The sequence below is a fragment of the Paenibacillus sp. 1-18 genome, assembly GCF_000520755.1.
GTDB lineage: Bacteria > Bacillota > Bacilli > Paenibacillales > Paenibacillaceae > Paenibacillus > Paenibacillus brasilensis.
In genome coordinates, this window is the sequence record NZ_ASSB01000376.1 from 1 (window position 1) to 18,128 (window position 18,128).

Sequence of the window (18,128 nt, forward strand, 5' to 3'; positions counted from 1 at the left end):
GTTATGAGAATCGAGCTGGCGAGTACAATCCAAGGTTTCATCCGAGCCTCCCCTGACCCCTACCCCATAATGTGGGCTTGCTATGGTAAAGGTCCTCACTCTCATTGTACAACAAAAAAAAGCAGGCTATGCCTGCATTTTAATCCTCTGTATCCACAACTCCGTGTTTGGTCATAACTACGGCTTTACCGCGAATTTTAATAGCAGAGGTGTGATCCGTAAACTGAACGATTAGCACCTCACCCTTGTCCAGCTTTTCTGAATGATGCAAGCGTGTATCTTGACCTCTAGTTAGACCAAAAACCTGACACCCGTTGCTTTTTGCTTTTATTACGACGTACTCACTGCTACTCGTCACGTTATCTTCCATTTCTTTTCCCCCCTGAGAGCCGAAGCTATACTTTTTATGATGGAGATTTGAGCTTGTTTTGTCAACCACATGCTTCCGGCTTTACCTGCAACAATTAGCGTGTCGCGAGCCATACTATCCGTGCAACCTTATATGTTTACGAAAGGAGCCAAATCAGATGAAAAACTATCGTCCCGCCAAGCTTAATCCTGCCCAAATCGAGCGACTCCAGCAGCTGGAGCATGAATTTGCCGAGCTGACAGGTGAGCCGCTAATCCTGATCGCTTATGCCTCGCGGAACGGTAAAATAGCTTCCTCTTCTTCTGTCCAAAGTACCTCTACCCTAGTGTAATCTATCCCGTAGCAAACAGGACAAAAAGAAAAGGCCGTGAATCAAATTCACGGTCTTTCCAGCGCAATGGGAATATGTAAGAAATCTTATTTGATTCCGTCCTTGAGCGCTTTACCCGGTTTAAATGCCGGAATTTTGCTCGCAGGGATTTCGATTTCTTCTCCTGTTTGCGGGTTACGTCCTTTGCGTGCGGAACGTTCACGAACCTCAAAGTTACCAAAACCTACCAGTTGCACCTTATCTCCGCTTTGCAGCGCTCCGGAGATCGCCTCAAAAACAGCGTCAATGGCTTTGGTTACGTCCTTTTTGGACAACTCAGTGCTTTCAGAAACCTGATTGATCAAATCCGTTTTATTCAAAATATTCACCTCCTAATTTAAGTGTAGTCCAGCATTAAGGTTATCGGTGCTGTAGACCCGATACGAAGTCGCCTGTATAAAATAACCCGGGCGGCATACTGCCTTCCATAATGTTATCATCTGTTTCCGTTTCGTCGTTAAATATACATAGAATATACCTAACCTCCGCAATATAGGCCGAAACTGGCGTTATATGGCACCCTTCTTGCGTGGAACAAAGTTTATAGTAATACAGTCCACAGACAATTTCAAGTACGGCGACGGTTTAACACGTAAAAAGTAACAGCCAGCGCAAGCACCAGCACTACGCCTTTGACGATATCATGAACGAAATATTGCACATTCATCATCGTCAATCCATTAACCAGCACCCCGATCAGTACCGCGCCAATAAAAGTACCGATGACATTGGGTTTACCGGCTCCAAAGACCGAAAAACCAACGAAAACTGCAGCGACGGCTTCCATAAGTAATGGAGAGCCTGCGTCAATTTGACCAGAGCCTACACGGGAAGCATACAATATACCAGCTATCGCCGCAAACACGCCCGAAGCCACGTAAGCAAGTGTGCGGACTTTTTTTACCCGTATGCCAGACAAACGAGCGGCTTCCTCATTGCCTCCAGTAACATACATTTGACGCCCATGCTTTGTGTAAGTCAGGAAAGTATGCACCACCGCTACGGCCAGCAGCAGCAAAATAACTGAAATCGGGATACCCAGCCATTTACCTTGTCCCAACAGAAGAAATGCAGGAGATATCTCTCCTGACGCCTTGCTGCCATCAGGAAACTGCATATGATTGTAAATGGTGTAGCCTTGTGCGTATGTTTTATGAATCCCACTTACAATATACATGATTGCGAGGGTTGCCAGCAAATCAGGAATACGTAGTTTGATGATCAGCAATGAATTTAATAATCCAACCAAAGCTCCGACAGCCAAAGATACGATGATGACCACCGCAACAGGCTGTTCATACCAAACCATCAACGAAGCTGAAACTACTGTCGTCAAAGATACCGTAGCTCCAACCGACAGGTCAAAACCGTCCACGATCAGTGACAACGTCACACCAATTGCGACAAAAGTTACGATAGCAATCGAACCAAGAATGTCCATTAAGTTATCGTACGTCCAGAAATAAGGTAATGTGGCTGAAAAAAAGGCCAGCACACCAATAATTACAACGATAGCCCCGTAACGAAATGAGACGTTTAACCATTTTTCCTTCATGAATGCACCTCTTCACCGCCGCTGGCATATAACAGAAGTTGCTCCTGTTCCACTTCGCCCCGTGCAAATTCCTTAATTATTTTGCCATCATACATCACTGCAATCCGATCCCCAATGCCGATCCCTTCAGCAAATTCACAGGTGAGATAAATGATCGCTTTTCCTTGTGCCGCCAATTCACCAATGATACGGAAAATATCACTTTTTGCCCCGATATCCACACCTTTGGTCGGCTCGTCAAAAACAAACACATCCGCTCCGGAATGCAGCCATTTCCCAATTGCTACCTTTTGCTGATTCCCGCCGCTCAAATATTTAACATTTTGACGCAGAGATGGTGTCTTAATGCCAAGAGATGCGACGACCTTATTACCGTTAGCACGTTCTTTGGGTCGACTGATGAAACCAAGAACACTCAGCTGGCCCAAGAGCGGGAGACTAAGGTTTCGTTCAACGTTCTCCTCTATTAGTACCCCCTGCTTCCGCCGTTCCTCGGGTATAGACACAATCCCTTGCACGACCGCATCCGCAGGCTCTCTCAAACGAATGGAGCGGCCTTTAAAGACCAGTTCACCCTGATCGGGCTTGTCTGCCCCTGTAAGAAGCCGTGACAGTTCCGTCTTGCCTGCACCAACCAATCCCACAATAGACAATATTTCTCCACGTCTGACCTGCAAATCAACGCCGTGAACTCGTAAACCCTTGCGCAGCCCTCTCGCTTCCAAAATCGCTTCCCCAATAGGAACCTCTGCTTTCGGAAACTCCTCTTCAAATGTTTTCCCAAGCATATACGTAACAATGTCGCCTACACTTAAATCAGAGGCAGGACCCGTGAACACACGCTCACCGTCACGCATCACCGTAACACGGTCACTATGCTCGATGACCTCCGGCAGCCGATGTGTGATAAGGATGCATGCAACCCCCTCGTCCTTGAGGGTATGGATCGTACGGAACAAACGCCGCGTTTCTTCCTCGCTGAGCGGCGCTGTAGGCTCATCAAAAATGATCGTCTTCGCTTGCTGTGTCAAAATACGTGCGATAAGTACAAGCTGCTTCTCTGCCAACGTTAATTCAGACACATATTGCCTTACATCAATATCAGCCCCCAGCCGTACCAAGGCCTCACGAGCTCGTCTGCGCATAGAACCCGGCATGGCCCACCATCGTCCTTCAGGTGCTGACAAATCGTCTAAAATAATGTTCTCACCGACGCTTAACTGAGGTACAAGCGCCGAATCGACCTCCTGATATATACAGTGAATTCCGGCTCTTTTGGCCTCCCACGGTGAGCTAATGCTCAGTTCCTCGCCACCGGCTACGATGGCTCCCTGATCCGAACGATATGCGCCGGACAAAATTTTCATCAACGTGCTTTTGCCTGCCCCGTTAGCACCCAACAGCGCATGAATTTCGCCGCCATGTACTGTAAAATCCACGGCTCGCAGGGCGTCCACACCAGCAAACCGCTTGCTGATTTTCCTCATCTCCAGTGTATATGCTTGTGAACTCATTACTCATAGTAACCCCCTCGGCTTGCTTATGATAAAAGCGCGCCGAAGCGCGCCTGTGCATGATGCGTACATTTTATTTGGATGTTTCATATTCCTTCATCCAATCCTTATAGCCTTGCTCGCTTTGGCCCCATCCCTTCACATATTGAGACAGCTCGGATGTGGAAATTTGCTTATCTGGCAGTGCTTCGCGTTGCACATAAACAGCCTTCAATACCACCTTCTCCTCCGGGTTATCCCCATGCAGCTTCTGATATGCATAGCGCACTTGTACGCGCCCGATATCTGTTGGGTCAACGGCCGCCGAAGCCACCCAAGGGTTTTTCGGGTCCTGAATCATTTGCAAGTCCTCGTCGCTCATATCAATACCATAGACTTTAATTTCCGTACGTCCCGCTTGTTGGATAGCACGGGCTGCACCCTTGGCGAATTCATCCCAGGCGGCCCAGACAGCTGTAATTTCGCCCTTAGGATATTGCTTCAACACAGCCTCCATCTTCGCTTGTGTATCCAAAGCAGGATTCTGCGCAGAACCAAAAGTCGCAATTTCTTTTATATCCGGATTAGATTTCAAAAATGCATCGTAAGCAACCTGACGACGTTCCATCGGTGCAAATCCGGCAACCCATACTTTTACGATGTTGCCTTTGCCGCCAATATCCTTTTTCATTTGCTCCAGCGTCAGCTCAGCCATGCTTTGATCATCCTGCGAGAGCACTACCGCGCCCGGAACGTTGACGTCAGCATCGAACACGATAACCGGAATATTGCGGGAAATTGCTTTTTTCAGTCCTGTCTCCAGCAACGCATCACCATGATCGGTTAAAATCACATCAAACTGCTGGTTAATTGCGCTATCAAGCAAGGAGGCCATTTTAGCCTTATCGTTATCTGCTACAAACTTAGTCAGCGTTCCACCAAATTTCTTAACTTCCTCTTCCACACCTTGAACATACTGCTGGGAAAATGTGCCTGTGTTAAACTCCATGATCAGCGCAACACGTTTACCTTTTAGATTTGAACTACCCGTTTTTCCCTCTGCTGTATTCGATCCCGCAGTGCTTGTCCCTTGAGCGCCGCTCTCTGTTTTCGGCCCGCCACATGCAGTGACCAGCAGAACCAGCACCAGCAGCATGATGGCCCCCAGCCCTAGCCTTTTGTTTCTTTGGAGCTCTTTTCGGATATTCATGATTTCATTCCCCCCTCGTTCAATCCACAGAATGATTCAAATTTGATACTTAATATATCGCGTTAAACCAAGTATGTAAATAGGTTTTGTTAATATAAAAATATTTTCCGAGTTTATACGACAAAATACGACAATTTTATAAGAAAAATAACTTAGATTCCGACAAAATAAAGTATTAGCCGGCTTGTTTAGGGCCCTTCTTCCCCCAATTCAAAACAGAAAAAATTAAACAACCGTTTCCTGATTGAATACCAGGGAACGGTTGCTGCTTAAAGGCTATCCCGGAGATACAGATCTCCTTGTCATTTTTAGCTTCGATTTTCCTATTCGCTACAAACAAATTCATCTTTCTGTATGCAAGCGCATATTTCCTAGAGTTGAAGCATTCTTGCCGGTTGACGATTCTGCACACAAAGTATTTGAATACTTGGGGTGGCCTGTCGAGTGTCAGAACTACGCTGTCAATCAATAGTCAGTCAAATCGCTGCATGATCGCTCCAGAAAAAAATCGTTTATTGCAGATTTAATTACAAGTGTATCGTTGCAATAGAAACTACATTCCGTTAACGAGAAATGTACGCTCAATAAAACAGCGGCAGCCTAGGACTTTATTTCTCGTCCGTAGCTGCCGCTGTTTCGTTTTGTGAGTTAGTCTAATACTTTATTTACTTGCACTTTTTCATTGGATTACGCTTAAAGAATAATAGCAATGAGACCACCGGAGCCTTCATTAATGATACGACCCAGCGTTTCCTGCAGCTTGTAGCGTGCATTGTCCGGCATCATGGCAATCTTGCCCTGAATCCCTTCACGAACAATGGAATGCAGCGAACGTCCGAAAATGTCTGACTCCCAAATTTTGATCGGATCATTTTCAAAGTCCTGCATCAGATAGCGCACAAGCTCTTCACTTTGCTTCTCAGTCCCGATAATCGGAGCAAATTCCGATTCTACATCGACACGGATCATGTGGATGGAAGGGGCTGTCGCCTTGAGGCGCACCCCAAACCTCGTACCCTGACGAATCAACTGCGGTTCATCTAGTGCCATCTCGGCCAGCGACGGTGCGGCTATGCCGTATCCCGTTGTCTTGACCATTTCCAGCGCCTCAGCGAAGCGATCATATTCCCGTTTGGCATGGGCAAAATCCTGCATCATTTGCAGCAAATGGTCTTTGCCACGAATCTCCACCCCTACAACCTCAACCAAAATCTGATCGTACAGCTCATCCGGCGCATACAAGTCAATTTCAGCTACACCCTGCCCCATATTCATCCCGCTCAAACCGGCTCTGTCGATGAACTCATATTCCATAAACTGGCCGACCACCCGATCTACATCACGCAGGCGTCGGATATCTTTAACCGTATCGCGGACGGAATTTTCATAATTGCTACGCAGCCAGTGATCTTCGTTCAGTACCATAACCCAGCTCGGCAGATTTACGTTCACCTCATGCACTGGAAATTCATACAATACTTCACGAAGCACGCCTGTAACATCATCTTCCGTCATCGTCGCTGCGCTGAGTGTCATGACCGGAATATCATACTTGGCAGCCAACTCACTGCGAAGCTGGAGTGTTTCATCACTGCGTGGATGCGTGGAGTTAATGACGAGCACGAATGGCTTGCCTACTTCCTTTAACTCCTCAATGACACGTTCCTCTGATTCCACGTAAGAGCTGCGTGGAATTTCAGCAATCGTGCCGTCTGTCGTGACCACAACACCAAGCGTCGAATGCTCCTGAATAACTTTCCGTGTACCAATTTCCGCCGCTTCCTGAAATGGAATCGGCTCTTCGAACCATGGTGTAGAGATCATCCTAGGACCATTTTCATCCTCGTAACCCTTCGCTCCTTCTACTGCGTATCCTACACAGTCGACCAGACGTACATTCACATCCAGTCCTTCCGTTACTTTGATCTGGACGGCATTATTCGGTACGAATTTAGGCTCCGTCGTCATGATCGTCTTGCCTGCTGCACTTTGCGGCAGCTCATCTACGGCGCGGGCACGATCCGCCTCACTTGTAATGTTAGGCAGAACAATCGTCTCCATAAACCGCTTGATAAACGTTGATTTTCCTGTTCGTACAGCCCCAACGACCCCAAGATAAATATCTCCTCCGGTGCGTTCGGCAATGTCTTTAAAAATGTCCACTTTCTCCAATGAAATCCCCTCCTCAAAAGTCTCCGAAGGAAAAATGCTTAAAGAGCATCCGCTTCGTGTTCAACCAACTGCTTGATCCCAGATGCGGCAGAACAGCCTTTAAAATGCCCGGAAGTCGTCCGCCGCCGAGATTCAGGAGACTGATGGAATCGGCGAAACGGCGTAAACTCGTACATGCATTTGGACTGATACCATCATATGTATCCCCTCCGTAAAATATGTTCATTTTTTTGAAAAAATAGAGTAGGTCACAGCCATCACTGCAAAACAATATTTTACGTTTGGGTCCACTCATCTAATATATGCGTAGAGGGGCTCCCCCATGACTTCGGCGCCAGACTTCATATAAAAAAGGACGTTCTCCTGACTGACCGTTTTATAGTCGTCGGATAACATCCCTTGTTGTTTATTTTCCACCAAAGTATAACCCGCCGTAAATTGATGGGCTTATGTTCGGTATTTACTATCGTTTTCGCTAGTTTAAAATTGTTGTTAATTGAAGCTCCATAATCTTTTAACTTCTACTAATTCTTGACCATTAAATTCCATTTTATAGATATCCGGCTTAGATGTATGTAGCAGAAAATTCAAATCGTACTGACTATCGTAATACCCCATCATTAGAGTCATTACGGCTCCATGTGTGCCAATTGCTATTTTCTGTCCTTGATATGTCTTTAATAATTCTTTTAGGATCTTTATGGCTCGATTCTGACAATCCGCATTAGACTCCCCACCCGACAAAGTAAAGTTTGGATCAGAAAATGACCGATTTAGTAAAGGCATTAATTCACTATCAGGCATTCGGATATCATCTGCGGAAAAATTTCTTTCTTTAAGATCTTCATAAATTAAAATTTCTTTTCCTGAACATTGTGCTAACTCCCGAATAGTTAGGATTGCTCGTTGATATGGACTTGATACGAAAATTTCGATCCCCTCAGTTTTCAATAGCTCAGTTATTCGATTCGTATCCACTTTTCCTTTATCTGTAAGCCCTCTTGTTCTTTCATTCCCTTCTGTCTTTGGTGATTCACCATGCCTTACCATGTAAATATAAGTTTTCATCATAGCCCCCAAAGAAAAAAATTTTTTATTTGACATTACCACAGTTCGTCATCCATCGCTTGGCGCTCAAGTTGCCGCCTGACAGCAGCCTTAAGTTTATCCTCCGGTATCGTAACCTCTACATCACCTTGAGCGCGAGCCTGACAGGACAATCGTATGCCTTCTTCCAGTAAAGGTCCCAGCTTACGCTGCTCTGCATCATTGGGACGACCTGCGAATGCAGCCCATTCCGGTGATATATGTACCTTACACATGAGGCAGGCCGCTTTCCCGTCACAGCGAGTGGGAATATGTACACCTGCTTTACGGGCAGCCTGGAGCAACGTTGTACCCTGACCGACCTGTACACGCCTGCCTGACGGCTTGAACGTAATCTGCACATTCATAAAAACGATCCTCCCTTTGTCTTTCCTCTTAACACACACGAAGCTATTTAACATGCCCCATCCGAATGATGGAATGCAACTCCGGCCAAGGCAAAAGCTCCATCAGCCTGTCCAACTGCTCCTCTGCCCAAATGTTACTGATCAGCAGTTGCTTGAGTATCACGAGATGACGCTGTGGATCACGCTTCATGACCTCTGCAATCGCTCTATATCGGTCAGGGCGATTTCGCAACAGATTAAACAGCAACTCGTGACTGAGTGGCATCAGATGTAGTGAAGCACGCCCCAAATTAAGCTGGATTCCCGCCGACCAAAGGAGCCGCTCAACCTCCAAGCGGTATAAGGCTCCGCCACAGAGTACTTCGAATCCCCCCACCAGTTCAACTGGATATCCCTCCAGCTCATAATGGCTTAGCAATGAAACGTACGAGCCGCTGCGGTCAACCTGCTGTCGATCTATATTTACACCCGGGGGGTGAGCATGAAGCTTCTTTGCTGCCTGAATATCCGCATAAATATCAATGTCCCGAGGCAGGCGATCCAGCTCAACTCCCTGCACCAGTAGTGAACAGCTTCCTCCCAGCATCCACGGAACAGACACTGTTGACCAACGATCAGCCAAGTGACTCAGCGCAGCTGTCAAATCGTGAGGCAGCCTGTTTAATAGCGCCGATGATATAGCCTCCTTCAACATTGTTTCCTCCTTACTGTCTTTCAACCCGTTTCCTATTGGGCATCATTATATCATGTTCAGCATGGTAGTTCGATATTTTGTGTAGTGAAAAAGAGGGCAAAAGCTGCTGCATATATAAAAAAAACCGCGAACCTGCCCGATTCACGGTAAAACCTGGCCATTTGCGGCCAATCTTTTTTATTTTTTCATCATCATTTTCATTAACGCTTCCATGTTGGAAGAATTCATTCCGCTCTTTTTGACGGCACTGACAATATCCCTTACTGTATCTTCCGACACCGGAATGTTGGCCATTGCAGATACCTGCCTTATAAGCTGACGCAGCTGTGCTTCATTTTGAAGCGTGTCCGCCTTCACCGTGCCTGCCAGCTTTTTTACTGCATTCTCGGATATGTTTTTGCCGCCTTTTTTGTTAATGGCCTTCAACGCTTCTTTCGGAAAGTTTTTATTCACAATCTCCCCTCCTCCGCCATTGCTCAACTCAGTCTATGAATGGTGGAGATAAAAGGTGATTAAGCTTACAAAAGACATGCCTAATGCCTAACTAAAAAAGGCTATCTCATTCGTAGAAAAATCTACTTACGAGACAGCCTTTACTATACATTACTTTTGGGATCATCCGGTCTTTATGAATGCCATTGCTCCCAAGTTTGCAGCGGCATGACTTCCATCTCGGTTTTAGGGTCACGACCCATCAGGGCCTCGACCGCTTTGCGGACGTCACGTCCTTCGAACAGCACCCCATACAGTACTTCTGTAATAGGCATCTGAACGCCCAGCTTTTGTGAGATAGCGTATGCCGCTTTTGTTGTACGAATGCCCTCTACCACCATGCCCATGGATTCCAGCACAGCCTCAAGCTGTTGACCCTGTCCCAATAACGAACCTGCGCGCCAGTTGCGGCTGTGACGGCTCGTTGCAGTGACAACAAGGTCACCAATGCCAGCCAGGCCAGCAAAGGTCAAAGGATTAGCGCCCATCTCAACCCCGGCACGGGTAATCTCAGCTAACCCACGGGTCAATAATGCCGCTTTGGCATTATCACCGAAGCCAAGTCCGTCTGACATTCCCGCGCCTAGAGCGATTATATTTTTTAACGCCCCGGACAGCTCTACGCCAAGCAAATCACGGTTTGTATATACCCGAAAATAGGAGTTCATGAACAGCTCCTGTGCTGCCTGTGCTGCCTTCTCATTGGAGGAAGCTACAACGACCGTTGTCGGGCATTTTCGCACCACTTCCTCCGCATGACTCGGACCAGACAGCACGGCAATATCACCCTCCGCGATTTCCAGCTCTTCCGAGATCACCGTGGACATACGCTTGAGCGTTTCGGTTTCAAAGCCTTTAATGGCGTGTACCACCAGCATATCCTTGGTAAAGTGGTCCTTTAGACTACGTGTTACCTGGCGAGCTGCAGACGAAGGAGATACGATAATAACAGCTTTTGCACCAGATACGGCAGTCTCCATATCGGTTGTAGCTGTAATTCGATCCGACAAAATGGAGCCGGGCAAATATTGCTCATTCGTATGCTTTTCATTGATTTCAGCTGCTTGCTGCTCATTTCTCGTCCAGACAGAGACATCGTTGTTATTGGCCGCAAGAACGGAAGCCAGGGCTGTTCCCCAGCTACCCGCGACCAGCACAGCTATTTTCTCAGACAAGACGATCTCCTCCTTTGGAGCCAAGCTTATTTTCATTTCCCCGGACCAGCTTGACGATATTGGTACGGTGTCTCCACACAGCAAACAAGCAAATGACTAAAGCTGTCCAAAAGAATGGCCATTCATATCCAAGTACAAGCAAAATCCAGGGGGTCAGAATGACAAAAATCAGTGATCCAAGGGACACATAGCGTGTGATCACAATAGCAAGAATCGCAATGATCCCGGCATATAAAGCGGGAAGCAAGGTCAGCGATGCTAATACACCGATAGCGGTAGCAATACCTTTTCCTCCGCGAAAGTGAAAATATACCGGCCAGTTATGGCCCGCAATCGCTGCGATGCCGCACAAACCCGGTAGCCAGGAAGATTCTCCACCCAGCCAGTGCCCCAACAGCACCGCCATAACCCCTTTAAGTACATCCAGCAGCAGTACCAGAATAGCTGGGCCCTTTCCCAGCACGCGCAGCGTATTCGTCGCACCGGCATTGCCGCTTCCATGCTGGCGAATGTCGATTCCTTTTAATTTTCCATACAGCAAACTAAAGCTGACAGAGCCAAGCAGGTAACTGAGTAGTATAGCAACGATCTGTAAAATCAACCTATTCGCTCCTAACTTTCGTCAGACTTGCGCCGTGTAAAGATACGAATTGGAGTCCCCTCGAAATTGAAGGCGGCGCGAATTTTGTTCTCCAGATAACGCTCGTAAGAGAAGTGCATGATTTCCGGATCATTAACAAATACAACCATTGTAGGCGGCTTGACAGCAACCTGGGTCACATAGTTAATGCGCAGACGGCGTCCTTTATCTGTTGGTGGAGGATTGATCGCCACTGCATCGGAAATGACATCATTCAGCAAATGCGTCTGAATTCGCATGACATGCTGCTGCGCTACATGCTGTACAACAGGAAGCAGCTTTTGCAAGCGCTGTTTCGTTTTGGCAGACAAGAACACAATCGGAGCATACGTCATGAACAGGAAATGATCGCGGATTTTTGTTTCGAACTGATGCATCGTTTTATCGTCTTTATCCACGACATCCCATTTGTTAACAACAAACAGCGATGCTTTACCCGCCTCATAAGCATAGCCGGCAATGTGCTTATCCTGCTCAATAATACCTTCCTCGCCATTAATTACGACCAGCACAACATCTGCACGCTCGATAGCGCGCATGGCACGCATAACACTATATTTTTCTGTCGTTTCATATACTTTTCCGCGTTTGCGCATTCCAGCCGTATCAATCAGTACATATTTCTGGCCGTCTTTTTCAAAAGGCGTATCAATCGCATCACGTGTCGTGCCTGCAATATCACTAACAATAACCCGTTCTTCTCCCAGAATGGCGTTAACGAGTGAAGATTTACCTACGTTCGGGCGACCGATCAAAGCGACACGAATCACGTCCTCATCATAGTGCTCTTCTTCAAGCTCAGGCAAATTGGACGTAATTGCATCTAACAGATCACCTATACCTGTACCGTGGCTACCGGAAACAGGGATAGGATCTCCAAATCCATAAGAGTAAAACTCATAAATCAGATCGGCACGATTGAGGTTGTCCACTTTGTTTACCGCTACAATGATCGGTTTACCCGAACGATACAGCATTTGGGCTACCTCTTCATCCGATTGCGTAATTCCTGCTTTCGCATCGCTCATGAATACGATAACATCTGCTTCTTCTATTGCGAGTTCGGCTTGCATACGGATGGATTTCAAAATGATATCCTCACCATCAATTTCAATCCCGCCGGTATCAATAATACTGAAGGATTTACCATTCCATTCCGATATACCGTATATCCGATCACGGGTGATTCCAGGTTTATCTTCCACGATAGACAAACGATCCCCGATAATCCGATTAAAAATAGTGGACTTTCCCACATTCGGGCGACCAACGATAGCCACAACGGGCCTTGCCATAAATTCACTCCTCCTGTCATTCTCAGCTATCATCATAGCAAAAAACATTCTTATTGGCGATATGGTCACGTAACAACAATCGGCGAACCCTCTGGGTCCGCCGATGGTGTACGTTATGCTTATTATAAAGTGTATTGATTCAAACTCATTTAAATTTGTTCAGCTTATCACCAAAACGTTCGCCAAGCGTAATGCTCAGACCGGAATTGTTGAGCGATACGTTAGGATTGTTCAGTTCCTCACGAGGCGCACGAGCTGCACGTGGTGCTCTTTCTGCTTTTGGAGCCACTTCAGGAGCTTCTTCAGTTTCTTTGATGCTCAGGCTAACACGTTTCTCAGAAGGATTCATTTCAAGAATTTTAACTTTCACTTCTTGTCCTTCTTCCAGAACCTCTTGCGGAGTTCCGATGTGTTTGTGGGAAATTTGGGAAATATGAACCAAACCTTCTACGCCAGGAGCGATTTCAACGAATGCACCGAAGTTAACCAGACGTTTTACAACACCAGTTACGATATCATTGTTGTTAAATTGTCCAGCAGCGGATTCCCAAGGACCAGGCTGTGCAGCTTTCATGCTCAGGCTGATTTTTCCTTTTTCAGGGTCTACCTTCAGCACTTTTACTTTTACTTGATCTCCTTCAGAAACAGCATCAGAAGGCTTATCAACATGAGTCCAAGCGATTTCAGATACGTGAACCAAACCGTCCACGCCACCTACGTCTACAAAAGCACCAAACTGAGTGAGACGTTGAACCGTACCTACGATTTCTTGTCCTTCTTTCAGCTCAGCCATTACTTTTTGCTTGTTGGCTTCAAATTCTGCTTCCAGAACGTCTTTTTGAGAAAGAATCACTTTGTTGTTTTCGCGATCCAGCTCTTTTACAACAACACGCAATGTGCGGCCTTTGTAATCGCTGAAATCTTCAACGAAATGACGTTCTACCATGGATGCAGGAATGAATCCACGAACACCCACGTCTACCACGATGCCGCCTTTAACGACGTCGTTTACTACGACTTCAAACACTTCTTTGCTTTCGAACAACTGCTCCAGCTTTTCCCAAGCATTTTCACTGTCGATTGCACGTTTGGACAGAACAAGCTTTTCTTTGGCATCATCAATGCTAATGATTCTAGCTTCGACTTCTTGGCCTACTTGTACTGCTTCTTCTGCGTTATCCAGACCAGAAGACAACTCGCGAATTGGAATAACTCCATCGTATTTATATCCAATGCTTACTACCGCTTGGTTATCTTCCAATTTCACGATCGTACCCTTAACGGTATCACCTTTTTTCACGGAGACGATTTGATCGAGCTCGTCTTGATTTGCCGCTTCAGCAGCTTCTTGATTTTTAATTTCTTCCGACATGTCAATACCCTCCTCAATTCAAAAAAACCATTTATTTAAACCTGCGCATGGCAGAGTTCAAAACATCAATTAAACTTTTGTCCTAGTTTTCCGAGCTTAGACATAATTCATGCAAGCCTTTCAGTTATTCGTAGGCTTGCCTGTTTCCTTCATCGTACGGATACGTGACATAATTGCTTCTGTCGCCAATTCAAGCGGGTCTCCCTCGATATCGGCACCCTTTTGGTAAGCATCCAAATTGACTGGTTTGCCGTATATCACTTTCGTTTTACGGAAAAGCTTGTAATCACCAACAATGGCGACTGGAACGGCAGCCGCTCCACTGCGCAGCGCAAAGCTGGCAGCACCCTTTTTTCCAATTCCTCCAGCTCCCCTGGAGCCTTCGGGGAAGATCCCCATCACCTTGCCGTCACGCAAAATGTTCAATGCCAGCTTGATGGATTCCTTACTCACACCACCACGTTTGACTGGAAAAGCTCCCAGCTTATCGATCAGTGGACCCAGCACGGGAATATTAAACAGCTCGGCTTTTGCCATAAAGTGAACCTTTCGCTTCAGCAAAATACCAACTGTAGGAGGGTCAAGATTACTAATATGATTAGAGCACAACAATACTCCGCCTTCAGCAGGGACATTATCCCTGCCTACCGCCTCGAGTCTAAACAAAATGCGGTAAATGAGACGCAAAATACTGGCGCATATCGTATATATCATTGGCTGATCTCCCCATCCTTCTTCTCCATGCAATAAGATACGATCGTATCCACGACATCCTGAATGCCCAAATGGGTCGTATCCAGCACGATGGCGTCCTCACTGCAACGAAGTGGGGATACATCCCTTTCCTCGTCAAACTTGTCACGTGCGGCAATGTCACGTTCGAGCTGCTCCAGAGTGATATCATCAGCTCCGTTCAATTCTTTAAAACGCCGAGAAGCACGTTCCTGAACACTTGCGGTCATGAATATCTTAACTTCCGCATCGGGAAGCACAGTTGTTCCAATGTCCCGCCCGTCCATAACGACGCCCTTACGCGCAGCCATTTCACGCTGGTTTTCAGTCAAACGTGTGCGTAAACCCGCAATACTCGAAAACTGTGATACCTTGCTGGTCACTTCCATAGAGCGGATTATTGTGGTTACATCTTCCCCGTTACAATAAACCTTTTGGCCTGCGGGGTCCGGTACTAATTCAATCACCAGCTCAGGTACATGTTGAAGCACTTTTTCTACATTTTCCGCCGGAATTTCCTTGCACATCATGTACCAAGTTGCTGCCCGGTACATGGCTCCGGTGTCCACATATACATAAGAAAGTGCTTTCGCCACCAAGCGGGCCACTGTACTTTTCCCTGCACCAGCAGGTCCATCAATAGCTACATTTATTTTATTGTTTAAAGATACATGCTGCCTTGCCAACGGGGAATTCCTCCTAACCTAACCTCAAGAAAAAAGCAGGCATTGCCTGCGACGTGAAAATTATACCACACATTTATAGACGATGCAAAATGAACGGCAGGTTTACTGAAAAAGAAGACGCTTGGTGGATTACGCTCTTTCCCGAAATTCCAGCTGTTTCTCGAAGCAATATTTAATCAGTTTTTGGCGTTCCTGGTCAGCAATTTTCTCATATTTCAACATGATGAGCCTGCGGCCATTTTCCGTTTCCTGAATGCGTACAACTTCAGACTGGAATGAAACATGCTCCAGCGTGCCGTTTTTATACGGAACCAAAATCCAACAGGACAAGGATTCTCCTTCTTCTAGCTGCTGCGCTTCCTGTGTCTGAAAAGAAACGCCCCCGCCTCCTACATCGTGCGTCTCTGCTACAAACCTTGATTCGTTTACACCGTACTTTACCGCAATTTCCAGGTTGGCCTTAACCCGGAGATAGTTTCGACGCTGAATTTTGCTGATGCTGTCCGGTTCCGGCTTTTGAATGCGAACCATCCGCAGCACATCCTCTTTAAAGCCCGTGACATGCGTGTTAAAATAGTTTTTAATTCCGCCCTCACTCATAAAAAATATGGATAACTCTTCCCCCAAAAACAGCTTTTTCAAGTGCCCACTCGTTTGTGACATGGGGATTTCAATCAGAAAATTCTGTGAGTCCTCTTCCGCAATACGCGATTTGAATTCAAAAAGTTCATCCTTGTGATCGTTACCAGCCACTTGTATGTATAACACATCATTAATTTTAGGAAACAAACCATTCACCGTCCTTGTCCATTAAACGCTCTAATTAAGGTCTATAATACCACGACTTTATTCCTATTTTAAGAATTTTATTTGTTAAAACCATGACTAAAGCGCAAAAAACCTCCTTAATTCAAGGAGGTTTAGAGCGGTTAAGGATTTATATCCTCTGTACCTTCAGCGTTATGCATTTTTTGCTTTGGCTTGAGGCTCATCCGAGTCTTTCACTTGCTCAATCGTTTCTTCCATTCCTGTATCTGCATTAATGTATATCCGATAAACGGAGCCATTGATTTTACCGCCGAATTCATAGCACAGAACTTCTTTCGACAGTTCATTTTTTATCAATGCTTTACGGTGGTAGGTCTCATGAAACTCGGGATTTAACTTCGCTCGTGCAGCCTTCAAATCCAGTTTGGCCTTCGGGATACGTCGGAGAGGATTGTGCTCATGCACATAGTCGCTCGCTTGAAGCCCAGTCACTGTTCCGTTATCCAGGCCCGATCTAACTGTGATTTTTTCCGGATAGATAATCACGTCCCCTTGCACGCTTGCATATGTGATGGCGGCTAAATTTGTTCTTTCATCATAAGCAACCGGCTTCATTCCTTTGTAGCCCTTTTGTGCAAGAAATTCACTTGCATGCCGAATCGCCTCATTGCGGGTGACTTTTTTGGGACCTACTTCTCTCATATCGTGATAGGAAATGAGCTTACCGCCCTTTTTCGTAAAATCCATGGTGGCCACAGCTTTCTGCTTGTTAAGCAGGGTAGCCGTATAAGACGCCCATTCAGTTCCTTTACCGTTTTCTTGTACACGAATCTGGCTTTCCGGTTTGCCTGTAAACTCGGCAGCATTCCGTTTAATTTGCTCGGCACTCACGACCGGGAGATTCAATTTTTTCACAGAACGCTTGGCATAAATGGTGGCCACGGAAGGTCCCCAATCCAGCTCCTTGTAGCCCTCCACCTTTTTGTCCACGGTTTTGAAGCCATCAATAATCGTGTTATCCTTTGGACCGGTTTGTGCGCCTGGGGCTTGCTCTACATCAGTCCATCGCAAGTTTTTACTCAAGGCCTTTGCTCGAACTTCGTGCATGCTTTTCGAAATTTCTCTGGAATTGTTATATAACGTTTTCAGATTGGATAATTCTTTCTTCGTTAAAGGCTCGTGATCCAGGTCACGCACGGCAGTCTGATACGAAAATGTAGATAAATGTGACAGCAAATCCTTGGCATGGTTAAATGGCATTACATTGAGAGGCAGCTGGTTAACCTCACTTTGGGCCTCACTTGTAATCCTCCACACATTCATCAAACATTTGCGATGCATCGCGTGTGAAGTATTATGGACAGCAACTGCGTTACCCAATTGGGAATGCAATTGATCCATATGAAACGACAAATCATGAAACGCACGCTGATATTGATTTTCCGCTTTAATCGACATACTTTTTGCCTGAAGAGATACCTGTTTTCTCATCTGGCTCTCCCGATAACCCCACACAAATGCTCCTATCATGAGCAGGGCAACAATCGGGAACAATACCGAACTAAGTCGCTTATACATATTGGAAGTCTCCTTTCTTCAATTACACTACCGATAGTGTGACAAGAAGAAAGCTCTCTTATGCATGGTTTT

At 46.1% G+C, this 18,128-nt stretch carries 19 protein-coding genes; 1 reads left to right on the forward strand and 18 read right to left on the reverse strand.

Going from position 1 to position 18,128, the window contains the following annotated elements:
- Window positions 1–139: 139 nt before the first annotated feature.
- Window positions 140–370 (reverse strand): trp RNA-binding attenuation protein MtrB, encoded by a 231-nt coding sequence (gene mtrB, locus L693_RS0125155; RefSeq protein WP_025682247.1) that lies wholly within the window; start codon window positions 368–370, stop codon window positions 140–142.
- A gap of 157 nt (window positions 371–527) precedes the next feature.
- Between mtrB and L693_RS30835 the strand changes: the two genes are divergently transcribed.
- Entirely contained in the window at window positions 528–701 is a 174-nt protein-coding gene (locus tag L693_RS30835; protein WP_197030061.1) for a hypothetical protein, read from the forward strand.
- An 86-nt stretch (window positions 702–787) separates the two neighbouring features.
- Here L693_RS30835 and L693_RS0125170 read toward each other — a convergent pair whose 3' ends face one another.
- The 17 genes from L693_RS0125170 to ypeB all read right to left on the reverse strand — a co-directional run bounded on the left by L693_RS0125170 (window position 788) and on the right by ypeB (window position 18,056).
- Complete coding sequence (locus L693_RS0125170) at window positions 788–1,060, reverse strand: HU family DNA-binding protein (RefSeq protein WP_013310732.1); 273 nt, start codon at window positions 1,058–1,060, stop codon at window positions 788–790.
- A 248-nt stretch (window positions 1,061–1,308) separates the two neighbouring features.
- On the reverse strand, window positions 1,309–2,295 hold the full coding sequence (locus L693_RS0125175; protein ID WP_025720965.1) for an ABC transporter permease: 987 nt from the start codon (window positions 2,293–2,295) through the stop codon (window positions 1,309–1,311).
- Window positions 2,292–3,809, reverse strand: coding sequence for a sugar ABC transporter ATP-binding protein (locus L693_RS0125180; protein WP_025720966.1), 1,518 nt, complete (start codon window positions 3,807–3,809; stop codon window positions 2,292–2,294). Before L693_RS0125180 ends, L693_RS0125175 begins: the two co-directional genes overlap by 4 nt.
- 73 nt (window positions 3,810–3,882) lie before the next feature.
- Entirely contained in the window at window positions 3,883–4,998 is a 1,116-nt protein-coding gene (locus L693_RS0125185; RefSeq protein WP_025720968.1) for a sugar ABC transporter substrate-binding protein, read from the reverse strand.
- A gap of 693 nt (window positions 4,999–5,691) precedes the next feature.
- Window positions 5,692–7,170 carry a stage IV sporulation protein A gene (gene spoIVA, locus L693_RS0125195; protein ID WP_025720972.1) on the reverse strand — a complete coding sequence of 493 codons (1,479 nt, stop codon included), beginning with the start codon at window positions 7,168–7,170 and terminating at the stop codon, window positions 5,692–5,694.
- A 492-nt stretch (window positions 7,171–7,662) separates the two neighbouring features.
- A complete protein-coding gene (locus tag L693_RS0125210) occupies window positions 7,663–8,238 on the reverse strand; it encodes a histidine phosphatase family protein (RefSeq protein ID WP_025720976.1) in 576 nt (191 codons plus the stop codon).
- Between the two features lie 35 nt (window positions 8,239–8,273).
- Window positions 8,274–8,624, reverse strand: a complete 351-nt coding sequence (locus tag L693_RS0125215) for a 2Fe-2S iron-sulfur cluster-binding protein (RefSeq protein WP_025720978.1) — start codon at window positions 8,622–8,624, stop codon at window positions 8,274–8,276.
- A 43-nt stretch (window positions 8,625–8,667) separates the two neighbouring features.
- Complete coding sequence (locus L693_RS0125220) at window positions 8,668–9,318, reverse strand: hypothetical protein (RefSeq protein WP_025720980.1); 651 nt, start codon at window positions 9,316–9,318, stop codon at window positions 8,668–8,670.
- 177 nt (window positions 9,319–9,495) lie between these two features.
- Window positions 9,496–9,771: a stage VI sporulation protein F gene (locus L693_RS0125225; protein ID WP_025720982.1), complete on the reverse strand. Its 276-nt coding sequence runs from the start codon at window positions 9,769–9,771 to the stop codon at window positions 9,496–9,498.
- 173 nt (window positions 9,772–9,944) lie between these two features.
- Window positions 9,945–10,985 carry an NAD(P)H-dependent glycerol-3-phosphate dehydrogenase gene (locus L693_RS0125230; protein WP_025720983.1) on the reverse strand — a complete coding sequence of 347 codons (1,041 nt, stop codon included), beginning with the start codon at window positions 10,983–10,985 and terminating at the stop codon, window positions 9,945–9,947.
- On the reverse strand, window positions 10,978–11,586 hold the full coding sequence (gene plsY, locus L693_RS0125235; RefSeq protein WP_025720985.1) for a glycerol-3-phosphate 1-O-acyltransferase PlsY: 609 nt from the start codon (window positions 11,584–11,586) through the stop codon (window positions 10,978–10,980). The genes L693_RS0125230 and plsY overlap by 8 nt, the downstream gene beginning before the upstream one ends.
- A gap of 11 nt (window positions 11,587–11,597) precedes the next feature.
- Window positions 11,598–12,920 (reverse strand): ribosome biogenesis GTPase Der, encoded by a 1,323-nt coding sequence (gene der, locus L693_RS0125240; RefSeq protein ID WP_025720987.1) that lies wholly within the window; start codon window positions 12,918–12,920, stop codon window positions 11,598–11,600.
- A 145-nt stretch (window positions 12,921–13,065) separates the two neighbouring features.
- Window positions 13,066–14,292 carry a 30S ribosomal protein S1 gene (gene rpsA / locus L693_RS0125245; RefSeq protein WP_025720989.1) on the reverse strand — a complete coding sequence of 409 codons (1,227 nt, stop codon included), beginning with the start codon at window positions 14,290–14,292 and terminating at the stop codon, window positions 13,066–13,068.
- Between the two features lie 120 nt (window positions 14,293–14,412).
- Window positions 14,413–15,006, reverse strand: a complete 594-nt coding sequence (locus L693_RS0125250; protein ID WP_025720991.1) for a lysophospholipid acyltransferase family protein — start codon at window positions 15,004–15,006, stop codon at window positions 14,413–14,415.
- A complete protein-coding gene (cmk, locus tag L693_RS0125255; protein ID WP_025720993.1) occupies window positions 15,003–15,710 on the reverse strand; it encodes a (d)CMP kinase in 708 nt (235 codons plus the stop codon). The genes L693_RS0125250 and cmk overlap by 4 nt, the downstream gene beginning before the upstream one ends.
- A 129-nt stretch (window positions 15,711–15,839) precedes the next feature.
- Window positions 15,840–16,499: a flagellar brake protein gene (locus tag L693_RS0125260; RefSeq protein WP_025720995.1), complete on the reverse strand. Its 660-nt coding sequence runs from the start codon at window positions 16,497–16,499 to the stop codon at window positions 15,840–15,842.
- A gap of 171 nt (window positions 16,500–16,670) precedes the next feature.
- A complete protein-coding gene (gene ypeB / locus L693_RS0125265; protein ID WP_025720997.1) occupies window positions 16,671–18,056 on the reverse strand; it encodes a germination protein YpeB in 1,386 nt (461 codons plus the stop codon).
- Between the last annotated feature and the right edge of the window lie 72 nt (window positions 18,057–18,128).